Source organism: Streptomyces nymphaeiformis, from assembly GCF_014203895.1.
GTDB classification, from domain to species: Bacteria; Actinomycetota; Actinomycetes; order Streptomycetales; family Streptomycetaceae; genus Streptomyces; species Streptomyces nymphaeiformis.
In genome coordinates, this window is sequence record NZ_JACHJY010000004.1 from 84,696 (window position 1) to 97,112 (window position 12,417).

General features: G+C 74.5%; 11 protein-coding genes. 5 read left to right on the forward strand and 6 right to left on the reverse strand.

The genetic code is table 11. The annotated features are described in order from the left end of the window. Positions 1-180: 180 nt before the first annotated feature. Positions 181-936 carry an ABC transporter ATP-binding protein gene (locus GGE06_RS14435; RefSeq protein ID WP_184931025.1) on the forward strand — a complete coding sequence of 252 codons (756 nt, stop codon included), beginning with the start codon at positions 181-183 and terminating at the stop codon, positions 934-936. Next, complete coding sequence (locus GGE06_RS14440) at positions 930-3,017, forward strand: FtsX-like permease family protein (protein WP_116160289.1); 2,088 nt, start codon at positions 930-932, stop codon at positions 3,015-3,017. The genes GGE06_RS14435 and GGE06_RS14440 overlap by 7 nt, the downstream gene beginning before the upstream one ends. A gap of 127 nt (positions 3,018-3,144) precedes the next feature. On the opposite strand, the gene GGE06_RS14445 is transcribed toward GGE06_RS14440, so the two are convergent. Beyond that, positions 3,145-3,702 carry a GNAT family N-acetyltransferase gene (locus GGE06_RS14445; protein ID WP_116165457.1) on the reverse strand — a complete coding sequence of 186 codons (558 nt, stop codon included), beginning with the start codon at positions 3,700-3,702 and terminating at the stop codon, positions 3,145-3,147. Between the two features lie 32 nt (positions 3,703-3,734). Further along, complete coding sequence (locus GGE06_RS14450) at positions 3,735-4,661, reverse strand: NADP-dependent oxidoreductase (protein WP_116160288.1); 927 nt, start codon at positions 4,659-4,661, stop codon at positions 3,735-3,737. Between the two features lie 153 nt (positions 4,662-4,814). On the opposite strand from GGE06_RS14450, the gene GGE06_RS14455 reads away from it, so the two are divergent. Both GGE06_RS14455 and GGE06_RS14460 read left to right on the forward strand, forming a co-directional pair. Beyond that, on the forward strand, positions 4,815-6,059 hold the full coding sequence (locus GGE06_RS14455) for a helix-turn-helix transcriptional regulator (RefSeq protein WP_116160287.1): 1,245 nt from the start codon (positions 4,815-4,817) through the stop codon (positions 6,057-6,059). A gap of 43 nt (positions 6,060-6,102) precedes the next feature. Further along, positions 6,103-7,794 carry a bifunctional 3'-5' exonuclease/DNA polymerase gene (locus GGE06_RS14460; RefSeq protein ID WP_116160286.1) on the forward strand — a complete coding sequence of 564 codons (1,692 nt, stop codon included), beginning with the start codon at positions 6,103-6,105 and terminating at the stop codon, positions 7,792-7,794. 42 nt (positions 7,795-7,836) lie between these two features. Here the strand turns inward: GGE06_RS14460 and GGE06_RS14465 are convergent, their stop codons facing one another. Next, positions 7,837-9,117 (reverse strand): hypothetical protein, encoded by a 1,281-nt coding sequence (locus tag GGE06_RS14465; RefSeq protein ID WP_184931026.1) that lies wholly within the window; start codon positions 9,115-9,117, stop codon positions 7,837-7,839. Between the two features lie 40 nt (positions 9,118-9,157). Further along, positions 9,158-9,667, reverse strand: coding sequence for a SigE family RNA polymerase sigma factor (locus GGE06_RS14470; protein WP_116160284.1), 510 nt, complete (start codon positions 9,665-9,667; stop codon positions 9,158-9,160). Positions 9,668-9,788: 121 nt separating this feature from the next. Between GGE06_RS14470 and GGE06_RS14475 the strand changes: the two genes are divergently transcribed. Continuing rightward, positions 9,789-10,169, forward strand: a complete 381-nt coding sequence (locus GGE06_RS14475) for a DUF6479 family protein (protein WP_116160283.1) — start codon at positions 9,789-9,791, stop codon at positions 10,167-10,169. 127 nt (positions 10,170-10,296) lie between these two features. Here GGE06_RS14475 and GGE06_RS14480 read toward each other — a convergent pair whose 3' ends face one another. Together GGE06_RS14480 and GGE06_RS14485 are read right to left on the reverse strand one after the other, a co-directional pair. Continuing rightward, on the reverse strand, positions 10,297-11,016 hold the full coding sequence (locus tag GGE06_RS14480; RefSeq protein WP_116160282.1) for a pyridoxamine 5'-phosphate oxidase family protein: 720 nt from the start codon (positions 11,014-11,016) through the stop codon (positions 10,297-10,299). Between the two features lie 47 nt (positions 11,017-11,063). Beyond that, positions 11,064-12,416, reverse strand: a complete 1,353-nt coding sequence (locus tag GGE06_RS14485) for a lysine N(6)-hydroxylase/L-ornithine N(5)-oxygenase family protein (RefSeq protein WP_116160281.1) — start codon at positions 12,414-12,416, stop codon at positions 11,064-11,066. Between the last annotated feature and the right edge of the window lies 1 nt (position 12,417).

Genomic DNA, 12,417 nt, shown 5'->3' on the forward strand with positions numbered 1-12,417 from the left:
CGCGTCCCGTTCTCGCGTACTCCGTCGGCGGCGCTCCGTGGGCCCCGCATGCTGCTCCGACACCGGTGCGCCTCCTGCTCACGATGGTCTCAGCCGTACGGGAACGGTATGCCTGGCCCCACCCCCCGGACGCCCTCTGGTGGTCGTGATCGGCGCGGGCCGAAACGGTTCGCTTGAGCCATGACCCCGAACGCCGCCGTACGGCTCCGCCGGCTCACCCGGCACCACCGTGACGTCCACGCCCTCGACGGCGTCGACCTCGACTTCCACGCCGGGACCTTCACCGCCGTCATGGGGCCGTCCGGCTCCGGCAAGTCCACCCTCCTCCAGTGCGCCGCCGGGCTCGACCGGCCCACCGCCGGGACCGTGGAGGTCGGCGGCGTCGCCCTGGAGGGCCTGAGCGAGCGGCGCCTCACGCTGCTGCGGCGGGACCGGATCGGCTTCGTCTTCCAGTCCTTCAACCTGCTGCCCTCCCTGACCGCCGCCCAGAACGTGGCCCTGCCGCTCCGGCTCGCGGGCCGCCGCGTGTCCCGTCCCGCGGTCCGGGAGGCACTCGCGCGCGTGGGGCTCGCCGGCCGGGAACGCCACCGGCCCGGCGAACTCTCCGGCGGCCAGCAGCAACGGGTCGCGATCGCCCGGGCCCTGATCACGCGTCCCGCGGTCCTCTTCGGCGACGAACCGACCGGCGCGCTCGACTCGACGACGAGCCGAGAGGTCCTCGACATGCTGCGCGACCTCGTCGACCGCGAGTCCCAGACGATCGTCATGGTCACCCACGACCCGGTGGCGGCGTCCCGCGCGGACCGCGTGGTCTTCCTGACCGACGGAAGGGTCGCGGGCGAGCTGACGGGGCCGACGGTGGAGACGGTGACGGCACGGATGACGGGCCTCGAGACGGACCGCGTCGGCGCCTCCGCCGGAGGTGCGGCGTGCTGAGCGTCGTGCTGTCCGGGCTTCGTGACCGGTGGGCCTCGTTCCTCGGGGGGTTCGTCGCGCTCGCGCTCGGTGTGGGGCTGCTCGTCACCATGGGGCTCGGGCTCTCCGCCACCTTTCACGCGCCCGAGCGTTCTCCCCAGCGGTTCGCCTCCTCACCCGTCGTCGTCCAGGGCCGGGACCGGCTGACGGTGGACGTGCGGCGCGGGCCCGACACCGTGCCCGTGGAGCAGCGGCTCGACCGTCCACAGCCTGTGGACGACGATGTGCTCCGCGCACTCCGCGCCCGCTGGACCGTCACCGCCTCCGGCGGCCCCGACGCCGTCGGCGTCGACGCGCCCGCCGCCGACGTCCGGGCGCTCGTCGGCGACCGCGCCCGGGTCCTCACCGGGAACGAACGGGCCCGGGCCGACCCCGACCCCGAGCGGGACGCCCGCGCCCTCGTCACCCTCAACGCCCTCCTCGGCACCTCCGGCGGCGTCACCGCCTTCGTCTCCGTCTTCGTCGTCGCCTCCACCTTCGCCTTCGCCGTCGCACTGCGCCGCCGCGAGTTCGGGCTCCTGAGGACCGCCGGCGCCACCCCCGGCCAGATCCGACGGCTCCTCCTCGCCGAGGCGGCGGTGCTCGGCGTGCTCGCCTCCGCCGCCGGGTGCGCGCTCGGCGCCCTCGGCGCGCCCCTCCTCGCCCGGACCCTCGTCGACGGCGGCCTCGCGCCCGCGTGGTTCACGATCGGCGACGCCGCCTGGCCGTTCCACGCGGCCTTCTGGACCGGTGTGACCGTCGCCCTCGCAGGGGCCGTCGCCGCGTCCCGGCGGGCCGGGAAGGTCGGCCCGGCGGCCGCGCTGCGCGAGGCGGACGTCGACGCCGACGCCCTGCCCCTCGGCCGGGCCGTCCTCGGCACGGCCCTGCTCCTGGCCGGTCTCGGGCTCCTCGCCTGGACCTGCGCCACGGACCCGTCCGCGCTGCTCAAGCGGAAGACGTACACGACGCTCCCGATGCTCCTGACCAGCGGCGTCGCCCTGCTGTCCCCGCTCCTCGTCCGGCCGGCGGCCCGGCTGCTTCGGGCGCGCGGGGCGGTGGGCACGCTCGTACGGGAGAACAGCGCGGCCGCCGTCCGCCGCACCGCCGCCGTCGCCGCGCCCGTCCTCGTGACCGTGGCGCTCGCCGGGACGCTGTTCGGCTCGGCGGCGAGCGTCACGCGCGCGAAGGAGGTCGAGGCACGGGAGCAGACGGCGGCCCAGTACGTGGCGAGGGGGGAGGGCCTGGCCGCGGTGGCGGCGCCGGAAGGAGCCGTGGTGTCCCCCACCGGGGCGACCTCCGTCTTCGTACGGGACGGGGACGAGGCCGTCGTGAAGTACGGGGCGCGGGCGGTCGCCGACCCGGCCGCCTTCGCGGAACTCGCCCGGCTTCCGGTCGTCGCCGGGGACCTGCGGGACCTGGACGACCGGTCGATCGTCGTCAACGAGGAGTTCGAGCGGCGGCGGGTCGGGGAGACGGTGGACGTGTGGCGGGCGGACGGGAGCGGTCCGGTACGGCTCCGGATCGTGGCCGTCCTCACGCTCGGAACCGGCGACAACGGGCCGTACGTCACCCGGGCGAACGCGCCCGGCGCCGTCCTCGACCGGATCGACGCGCGGGGCGGCGGGGCGGCGACGGTCCGGGCCCTGGAGGCGAGCGGCGGGACGGTCGGACACCTGGTGACCGGCGCCTCTCCGAACCGCCTCGGGATGGTCCTGGTCCTCGGCATCGCCCTCGTCTACACGGTGATCGGGCTCGCCAACACCCTGCTCATGGCGACGTCGGTACGGGGCGGAGAACTGGCCTCGCTACGGCTCGCCGGGGCCACCCGCGGCCAGATCCTGCGGGTGGTGACGGGCGAGGCGGCGCTCGCCGTCGCGATCGGGACGGTGCTCGGGCTGATGGTGACGGGAGTCGTCCTGGGCACCCTGGGAGCGGGCCTGGCGACCCTCTCGGCGCCGGTGGCCCTGGTCGTCCCGTGGCCGGTGGCCGGCACGGCGGCGGGCGTGTGCGCGACGGTCGCGATCGCCGCGTCGGCGATCCCCGCGTGGCGGCTCACGCGCTGAGCGTCCATGGTGGGACGACGGGGTGGTGACCGGGGTCGGAGCCGGGTCACCGCCCCGTCCGAGCGGGCCGGAGCCTGGCGGCAGCCCGGGCCCGCACCCACCCCCGTGTGGCGCGGGCCCGCAACGGCTACCCCGCAGGGGCGCCGCGCCAGTCCGGGGCCAGGATCGACCAGATCTCCTCGTCGTGTCGCGCGCCCCGGTACGCGTAGCTCGCCCGGAGGACCCCGTCGCGCGTCATCCCCAGCCGCCGCGCCACCGCGATGCTCGGTTCGTTGTCGGAGGAGACGACCCATTCGACCCGGTGGACGCCCCGTACCCGGATCGCCCAGTCGATGAGGGCCCGCGCCGCCCGGGTCACCAGGCCCTTGCCGACGGCCGCCGGCTCCAGCCAGCAGCCCGCCTCGGCGTAGCCGCCCGGCACGTCGAGCCTCCGGAGGATCACCGCGCCGACGAGCGTGCCGTCCGACCAGATGCCGTGGATCCGGCCCGTGTCGGTCGCGACCTTCTCCGCGTACAGCCTGAGGTACGCCCGGCTCGACTCCAGGTCCGTCACCACGTCGGGGAGCCCGTTGCGCGCGCCGATGAACTCCCGCCCCCGGTCCATGTGCGCGAGGAACTCCTCGGCCTGCCACGGTTCCAGCGGGCGCAGCTCCGCGCCGTCGTCTCCCAGGGACATCGCGTACATCGGCAGCATCGCCTTTCTCGTCCGGACCCGCCTTACGGGATCAGGACGATCTTGCCCCGTACGTGCCCCGACTCGCTCGATTCCTGTGCCCTGGCCGCCTCCTTGAGCGGCAGGGACTCCGCCAGCCGGACCGTCAGCGCGCCCTCCGCCGCCAGGCGGGCCTGGGCCGTGAGCCCCGCCCGTACGGCCTCCGGGTCGCCCGTCACGCCCGAGAAGACGATGCCGTGCTCCTCCGCGTCCGTCGCCGCGATCGTCACGATCCGCTCCTTCGCCGCCTCGCCGCCGCCGAGCAGCTCGATGGCGACCGGCAGCACGCCGTGCCCGGCCGCGTCGAAGACCGCGTCGACGCCCTGCGGGGCGGCGGCGCGGACCCGGTCGGCGAGGCCGTCCCCGTACGCGACGGGGATCGCGCCGAGTTCGCGCAGGTAGCCGTGGTTGGACTCCGAGGCGCTGCCGATCACCGTGATCCCGGCCGCGACGGCCAGCTGGACGGCCACCGAGCCGACGACGCCGGCCGCGCCGTGCAGGAACAGCGTCTCGCCCTCCCGCACCCGGAGCAGGTCCAGGACGCGCTGCGCGGTCTCGCCGGCCACCGGGAGGCTCGCGGCGGCCTCCCAGGAGAGCCCGGCGGGCTTGGGGGCGACGGTGCCGGCGATGGCGTACTCGGCGTAGGCGCCGGTCTTCGTCCAGCCGAGGACCTCGTCGCCGACGGCCAGGTCGGTGACGCCCTCGCCGAGCGCGTCGACGGTGCCGGCGAACTCCAGGCCCGGGACGGCGGGGAAGGTCGTCGGGTAGAACTGCTCGACCCAGCCGTAACGCCGCTTCCAGTCCACCGGGTTGAGCCCGACCGCCGCGACCTTGACCCGCACCTCACCCGGGCCCGGCTCCGGCTCGGCGACGCCGGCCTCGTGGCGCAGCACCTCGGGACCGCCGAACTCCTCGTACACGATCGCTTCCATGTCAGCCTCCGTCGCTGCCCGTTGCGTCTTCGATCTCTCTTCGATGACCCCACTCTGCGCCGACGGACCCCTCTCCCCCGCCCTCCCAACGGCCAGTCCCACCTGGCCGAAAGACGGGCCGTCACCTGACCGCCCCCGATTAGGCTGAACCGCATGGACGCGCCCACGCTGACCACCGCGTACGAGATCATCCGGCAGCCGCTCGGGGAGATCCTCCCCCGGGTCTCGGCCGCCCTCGCCCCCCTCGTCCCGCACGTCGACGCGGCCGAACTCTCCACCCACTGCGCCCACTCCCCCTTCAAGACCCTCGGCGGTACGGAGCTGCTGACCGCCGCCGAACTCGCCCCGCTGCTCGCGGCCGGCGTCCCCGGCGCGCCCTGGCAGGGCCGTGCCGTGATCGGCGGCCGGGAGCGCGAGGTCGTCGCCGTCACCAGCCACGCGACCCGGCGCGGGGCGGTCCTCGTGCTCGTGCGGGAGGACGGCGCCGCCCCCGCCGACACGGCCGCCCTCACCGCCGCGCAGGCGCTGTGGGACCTGGTCGCCGCGCACTTCGACCGGTTCGCCACGGAGGCCATGCCGGGCGCCCTCGCCCGCTCACGGGCCGCCGCAGACACCCGGGCCCGGGTCATCGCCGAGCTCACCGCCTCCCACGCGGCGGCGCTCTCCGGGGTCCTCGGGGTGCTGCGCAGCCGGGCCCTCGACGACAGGACCGCCCGGACCACCGCGACCGACCTGGCCGCCTCCGCGCTCATCGAGATGCGGGCCGAGCAGCGGCGGGACCGGGCGATCGCGGAGGAGCCCGCCGAGGACGCCTTCGAGCGGCTCGCCGGCGAGCTCCGGCCGATGCTCCGGCACAGCAAGGTCCGGCTCGAACTCGGCGCGCCCGACTCCACGCGCTCGCTCGCGGCGGACGTCGCCCACAGCGCGCGGGCCATCGTCCGGTCGCTGCTCCTGATCGTCCTGGAGCAGGAGTCCGTGCACCGGGTGCACGTCGGCTGGCAGCTCACCGAGCACGAACTCCGGGCCTCCGTGCGCGACGACGGCGCGGGCGCGCTCGCCCCCTGTGACCTGGGGGCGGGGACGATCCGGGACCGGCTCGACGTCCTCGGCGGGCGGCTCGACATGGACGCGGTGCCGGGCTGGGGCACGACGATCACCGCCGTCATCCCCCTCGCGACCCCGGAGGCGCCCGTCGAGGCCGCCCACCCCCTGACGGGACTCGGGGAGCGGGAGGTGGAGGTGCTGCGGCACCTGGCGCTCGGGCACCGGAACCGGCGGATCGCGGAGGAGCTGCACATCAGCGAGTCGACGGTGAAGTTCCACGTCGCGAACATCCTCAACAAGCTGGGCGTCGACTCCCGCGGCGAAGCGGCGGCCCTCTTCCACGCGGCCGCGTAGCGCCTCCCCGGGGCTGTCAGTGGCGGGTGCCAGACTCGCACCCATGAGCGAGAGGTGGGCGCTGGACGCCGAGGCCGAGGGGGACGGAGCGCTGCTCGTGCCCCTCGGGGCGGACGGGCTGCCCGCCGGGCCCGTGCGGCGCGAGCCGGACCTCGTCGCGGCCGTGCGGGCGCGGCCCGACGTGGCCCGCTGGGTGTGGCGGTCGACGGCCGAGGTCTATCCCCGGCTCCTCGCCGCCGGCGTCCGCGTCGAGCGCTGCTACGACATCGAGGACGCCGAGCAGCTCCTCCTCGGCCACGAGGGGCGGCTCGGCGAGCCCCGGTCGGCCGCCGCCGCCTGGGCGCGCCTGCGCGAGGCCCCCGTACCGCCGGATCCGCCGCAGCGCGCCGCCGAGCCCGGCTCGCAGGACTCCCTCTTCGAGCCGCGCCCCACCGTCTCCGTGCCCTTCGACGGGCTCCTCGCGGTCTACGCGGAGCAGCTGCGCCGCCACGACCGGGCGGAGCATCCGGGCAGGATGCGGCTGCTCACGGCCGCCGAGTCGGCGGGGATGCTGGTGGCCGCCGAGATGCACCGGGCCGGGCTGCCGTGGCGGGCGGACGTGCACCGGGACCTGCTGAACGAGCTGCTCGGCGAGCGGTACGCGGGCGGGGGCGAGCCGCGCCGCCTGGCGGAGCTCGCGGACGCGGTGTCGGCGTCGTTCGGCCGCCGGGTCCGGCCGGATCTGCCGGCGGACGTGGTGAAGGCCTTCGCGCAGGCCGGGATCCGGGTGAGATCGACGCGCCGCTGGGAGCTCGCCGAGCTCGACCACCCGGCCGTGGAGCCGCTCCTCGCGTACAAGAAGCTGTACCGGATCTGGACGGCGCACGGCTGGTCGTGGCTGGCCGACTGGGTGCGGGACGGCCGCTTCCGGCCGGAGTACCTGCCGGGCGGCACGGTCAGCGGCCGCTGGACGACGAACGGCGGCGGGGCGCTGCAGATCCCGAAGGTGATCCGGCGGGCGGTGGTCGCCGACGAGGGCTGGCGGCTCGTGGTGGCCGACGCCGACCAGATGGAGCCGCGCGTCCTCGCCGCGATCTCCCGCGACCCGGGCCTGATGGAGGTCGCGGGGCACCCCGACGACCTGTACACCCGGCTCTCCGACCGCGCCTTCTCCGGCGACCGCGACCACGCCAAGCTCGCGCTGCTCGGCGCGATCTACGGGCAGACCAGCGGCGACGGCCTGAAGAACCTGGCGGCGCTGCGGCGCCGCTTCCCGCGCGCGGTGGCCTATGTCGACGACGCGGCGAAGGCGGGCGAGGAGGGCCGGCTCGTACGGACCTGGCTGGGCCGGACCAGCCCGCGGGCGGTCGGCTCGGGCGACGACGAGGAGGCGGGCCTGCCGCAGGAGGGCGGCGAACCGGAGGCGGAGAGCGGCGAGTTCGTCCCCGGGTACGCCTCGGGGAACGCGCGGGCGCGCGGCCGTTTCACCCGTAACTTCGTCGTGCAGGGCAGCGCCGCCGACTGGGCGCTGCTGATGCTGGCGGCGCTGCGGCGCTCCCTCGCGGGGATGCGGGCGGAGCTGGTGTTCTTCCAGCACGACGAGGTGATCGTGCACTGCCCGGCGGAGGAGGCGGGGGCGGCGACGGAGGCGATCAGGGCGGCGGGGGACGAGGCCGGGCGGATCGCGTTCGGGGAGACGCCGGTCCGCTTCCCGTTCACGACGGCGACGGTCGAGCGGTACGCGGACGCGAAGTAGGAGGGCGGGACCGCGAGTCGGCCCACCCTCCTCCTCGTACGCCTACTTCAGCGGCAGCTTCTTCCACTTCGGGCTCAGCGCGATCGCCTTCAGCTGCTCCATCGTCAGCGCGGGCTCGGCGCGCGTCGCGGCCTGGTACTGCGCGCCCGAGTTGAAGGCGGAGACGATCACCCGGAAGCCCTGCGGGCTCAGGGTGTCGACGTTCCACCAGACGACCCCGGCGCCGCCCTTCTCACCGGGCTGCTGCCTGGACTTGACCTTGGTGCCGTCGGGCAGGGTGACGACGTCGTCGCCGGTGAAGAGATCGGCGATCTTCCCGCTCTTTGGCTGGACGTCGATGCCGACCATGCTCGCGCCCTTGCCGTCGTCGACGACGACGTAGCCGTGGCCGTCCCCGCCGCCGTGGGACTTCACGGTGAGGCCCTGGGGCAGGAGGGAGCGCAGGGTGGACTGGACGGCGGCCGCGCTCGGCACGGCGGGCATCCGGACCTCGTCCGGTCGGAGCTTCTTCGGGGACGCGGGCAGCTGGGCGATCAGCGGCCGCCAGGCCTCGGCGGTGACGAGGGTCTTCAGCTGGGCGGGGCTGAAGGGCGGGTTCTCGCGGCTGATCGGGGCGCCCTTCTCGGCGGCGGCGTTGTACTCGCTCGCGTCGATCAGGATGCCCTCCTTGGTGAGCAGGACCGCCCGCCAGTTCTTGGTCTCCTCGCGCTTGTCGGCGTACTCGTACCCCCGGATGACCATGAGCCGGTCACCGCCCGGCAGGTGCTCGGTGGTGCAGGAGTCGAAGGGGATGAAGGCCTTGTCGGGGCACGTGACCTGGCCCGTACCGGACTCGGCGGTGTCCCCCGCCCGGTAGAAGCCGATGCTGACGCCCGCCTTGCCGTCGCCGTCGTCGTAGACGCCGGTGGCGTGCTGGCCCGTGCCGTTCAGGTCGTCGAACTGCCACTGGCCGGCCGGGGTGTTGGCCTTGAGGACGGCGGCGATGTCCTTCACCAGGATCTGCGCCTCGGGCCGCGGCTCCTTGCCGGAGGTGGCGGTTCCGCTGGACTGCCTCTGCTGCGGGGGCGCCGCCACCGAGGTCGTCGTCGCCTGCCCGGCGGGGCCGAGCAGCGAGCCGCCGTACGCGCCGCCGATGCCGACGGCGGCGAGCGCGAGGACGCCGCCGGTCACCGCGAGGCGGCGGCGCACCAGACGGCGCCGACCGCGCTGGAGCCCGCCCGCGACCAGCTCGCGCCGGTCGTCGACGGCGAAGCCGTCGCCGGCGCTGCGCAGGACCGCGCCGAGCTCCTCCTCGAACCGCTGGTTTTCTTCGTTCTGGGGCATGCCGAGATCACCGTCTCCGGTCGGTAGGAAAAGTACGTGGTCAGCGGGTGGCGAACTCGGCGACGCTGCCGCCGAGTCGGTCCCGCAGCTTCGCGAGCGCCCGCACCGAGCGGGTGCGTACCGCGGCGGAGCTGACGTGCAGGGCGTCGGCGGTCTCCTCGATGCTGCGGTCCTCCCAGTACCGCAGCACCACGACCGCCCGGTCCTTCGGCGCGAGCCCGGCGAGCGCGTCGAGCAGCGCGATCCGCAGGGCGGGGTCCTCGCCGTGCTCGGGGGCGCGGTCGGGCAGCTCGCCGAGGGGACGCTCGGTGGCCGAGCGGCGCCGCTGGTGGGTGAGGAACGTGCGGACGAGCACGGTCTGGGCGTACGCGGCGGGGTTCCCGATCCGGGCCATGCGGCCCCAGTGGGCGTACATCCGGCCGAGCGTCTCCTGGGTGAGGTCCTCGGCGAGATGCGTGTCACCGCTGGTCAGCAGGCACGCCGAGCGGAACAGGTGCCCCGTGCGTGCGGAGGCGAACTCCAGGAACTCGTCCGCGCGGGACTTTCTCATGCCCCTCCTTTCCCTCGCGGTCACGTGGTGTGGTCGCCGTACACCTCATTGACGCGACGGGGGAGAGGAAATGTTTCAGCCTGACGTATCCGAAGAAGCGGAATCGGGTAATCCTGTTGGTATGAACACTGTCAGCGCAGCAGAGAACCTGGCCGCTGGGGTGTGGCAGTCAGGTCTGGCCCAGGTCGTCGGCGGGCTCGTCGTCGTCGCCGTGCTCATCGGCGCCGTCTGGCTGGGCTTCCGGATCAGCGACCGCGAGTCCAAGAAGCCGAAACCGGAGGAACAGCCGCACCGGCCCGACACCGACGCGCTGCCCGGCGAGGTGGAGGAGTACCGCAAGCCCTCCGAGATGCCGCAGACCGACGGCGAGCACCGGCTCATGCCCTACCAGCTCAAGAACGCCGGAGAGGCCTCCACCGATCCACCCACCGAGGAGAAGCGCAAGTGGGGCGGCATCTCCAGCGGTGGCTTCGGCAGCGGAGGCACCGGACACGGCGACTGACCGCGGACCGACCGGTCCCCGACCGATCCCGGACCGGCTGAGGCCCGCCCCCTCGGCCCCTGACCCAGAAAAGCCCAGCCGTACTCGGCTGGGCTTGGTCCGGCTCCGGTTCCGGCTCGCGCTCCGGTCACGCCTGGGCGGCCGCCGGCTCGCCTCCCAGGATCCGGCCCGCCCGCGAGGCGACGTGGGCCGGCGGGGCGAAGTCCGCGGGGAGGACCGGGTCGGTGACCGGCTCGCCGAAGGTGGTCACCACCGGGAGCACCCCCGCCCACAGGCCGAGCGCCGCGTCCTCCGATTCGCCGTCGTCCGGCGGGCCGGAGGCGGTCTTCACCGAGGCCTCGGTCAGGTCGAGCGCGAGCACCGCCGTCGCGGCCAGCTCCTTGCGGCTGGGCTGCCGCGCGTACTCCCACTGACCCGGGGAGCTCTGCTCGGTCAGGGCCCGCAGGCCGCGGAGCTTCTCCTCCGGGTCGGTGACGATCTCGGGCACGCCGTAGATCATCGCGCAGCGGTAGTTGACCCCGTGCTCGAAGACGGAGCGGGCGAGGACGAGGCCGTCGACGTGCGTGACCGTGACGCAGACGGTGGTGTCGGGGGCCTGGACCAGGCTGCGGCTGGCGACCGAACCGTGCAGGTAGAGCCGGTCGCCGTCCACTCCGTACGCGGTGGGCACCACCATCGTCGTGCCGTCGACGGTGACGCCGAGGTGGCACAGGAAGCCCGCGGCGAGCACGGCGTCCAGGTCGGCCCGCCGGTGGCTGCCCTTGTGACGCATCCGGCGCAGCCGGGTCCGCTCGGTGACGGTGATCGCGCCGTCGCCGTCGGTGCCGGCGTCGGTGGTGGTGCTCATGGTGAGCTCTCCTCGCAGTGTGGTCGTAGGTGTTGTTGTACGGGGAATCAGCCCGACACCGCCACCGGCGCCCGCCTGTCGGAACGGCGGCGCGCCGCCAGGGAGTCGCAGATCTCGCCGGCGCGGACGGCGGCCATCGACAGCAGGTTGGCCGTGATGCCGTGCGAGTGCTCGGTGCCGCCCATCAGGTAGATCCCGGCCTCCACCCCGGACGCCGTCTCCACCTGGTAGTCGCGGCGCACCCGCAGCCGGCCGTCCTCGTCGCGCGCGCAGGCGGCGTCGAGCTCGCCGAGCAGCCGGCCCGGGTCGGGCTCGGAGTAGCCGGTGGCGTAGACGACGGCGTCGGCGTCCATCGTCTCCGTCTCGCCCGTGGCGAGGTTCCGCACCTGGACGCGGACCCCGTCGGGGCCCTCCTCGACCTGGGTGAGCCGGGTGACGCCGAGGATCCGCAGCCGCTGCTCGCCGCGGACCTTCTCCTGGTACGAGCGGCGGTAGAGCTCCTCGATGAGGTCCATGTCGACGACGCCGTAGTTGGTGTTGCGGTGGTAGTCCATGAGCGTGCGGCGGACGGACGGCTCGGCCGCGTGGTACAGGTCGACGGCCTCCGGGTCGAAGATCCGGTTCGCGTACGGGCTGTCGTCGGCCGGGCTGTAGCCGTACCGGGTGTGGACGGCGACGACCTCGGCGTCCTCGTACGTGCGGTGCAGGTGGTCGGCGATCTCGGCGGCGCTCTGCCCGGCCCCGGCGACGACGAAACGGCGCGGCTCGGCGGTGGGCAGCGCGGCGAGGCGGTGCAGGAACTCGCTGCTGTGCCAGAGGCGTTCGGAGGAGGTGACGCCCTCGGGGAGGCGGGGCACGAGGCCGGTGCCGATGACGAGGTTCCGCGCGCGGTACGTGACGGCCTCGGCCTCGCCGACGGCGGCGACGTCGACCTCGACGACGGGGCCGGACGTCCCCGCGGGCCGGATGGCGGTGACCTCGAGGCCGTAACGGACCATGTGGTCCACGCCGTCGGCGGCCCACTGGAGGTAGTCGTGGAACTCCTCGCGGGTCGGGAACAGCACCTTGTGGTTGATGAAGTCGACGAGACGGCCCCGGTCGTGGAGGTACGGCACGAACCCGAAGCGGCTGCGCGGATTGCGCATCGTGGCCAGGTCCTTGAGGAACGAGACCTGCATGGTGGCGTCCGGGATCAGCATCCCCCGGTGCCAGCCGAACCGCGGCTGCTTCTCCAGGAACACGGCCGTGAGCCGCTCGTCGGGCGCGGCCTGCTCGTTGTACTCCTCGATCGCGATGGCGAGGGCGAGGTTGGCGGGCCCGAAGCCGACACCGACGACGTCGTAGACGGGGGTGGTCTCGTTCACGGTCTCGTTCGAGGTCTCGTCAGAGGTCTCGTTCATG

Excerpts from the sequence above, each read along its gene's own strand:
- GGE06_RS14435 (WP_184931025.1), top strand. The coding sequence starts at position 181 with ATGACCCCGAACGCCGCCGTACGGCTCCGCCGGCTCACCCGGCACCAC.
- GGE06_RS14445 (WP_116165457.1), bottom strand. The coding sequence starts at position 3,702 with ATGTACGCGATGTCCCTGGGAGACGACGGCGCGGAGCTGCGCCCGCTG.
- GGE06_RS14450 (WP_116160288.1), bottom strand. The coding sequence starts at position 4,661 with ATGGAAGCGATCGTGTACGAGGAGTTCGGCGGTCCCGAGGTGCTGCGC.
- GGE06_RS14455 (WP_116160287.1), top strand. The coding sequence starts at position 4,815 with ATGGACGCGCCCACGCTGACCACCGCGTACGAGATCATCCGGCAGCCG.
- GGE06_RS14460 (WP_116160286.1), top strand. The coding sequence starts at position 6,103 with ATGAGCGAGAGGTGGGCGCTGGACGCCGAGGCCGAGGGGGACGGAGCG.
- GGE06_RS14465 (WP_184931026.1), bottom strand. The coding sequence starts at position 9,117 with ATGCCCCAGAACGAAGAAAACCAGCGGTTCGAGGAGGAGCTCGGCGCG.
- GGE06_RS14470 (WP_116160284.1), bottom strand. The coding sequence starts at position 9,667 with ATGAGAAAGTCCCGCGCGGACGAGTTCCTGGAGTTCGCCTCCGCACGC.
- GGE06_RS14475 (WP_116160283.1), top strand. The coding sequence starts at position 9,789 with ATGAACACTGTCAGCGCAGCAGAGAACCTGGCCGCTGGGGTGTGGCAG.
- GGE06_RS14480 (WP_116160282.1), bottom strand. The coding sequence starts at position 11,016 with ATGAGCACCACCACCGACGCCGGCACCGACGGCGACGGCGCGATCACC.
- GGE06_RS14485 (WP_116160281.1), bottom strand. The coding sequence starts at position 12,416 with ATGAACGAGACCTCTGACGAGACCTCGAACGAGACCGTGAACGAGACC.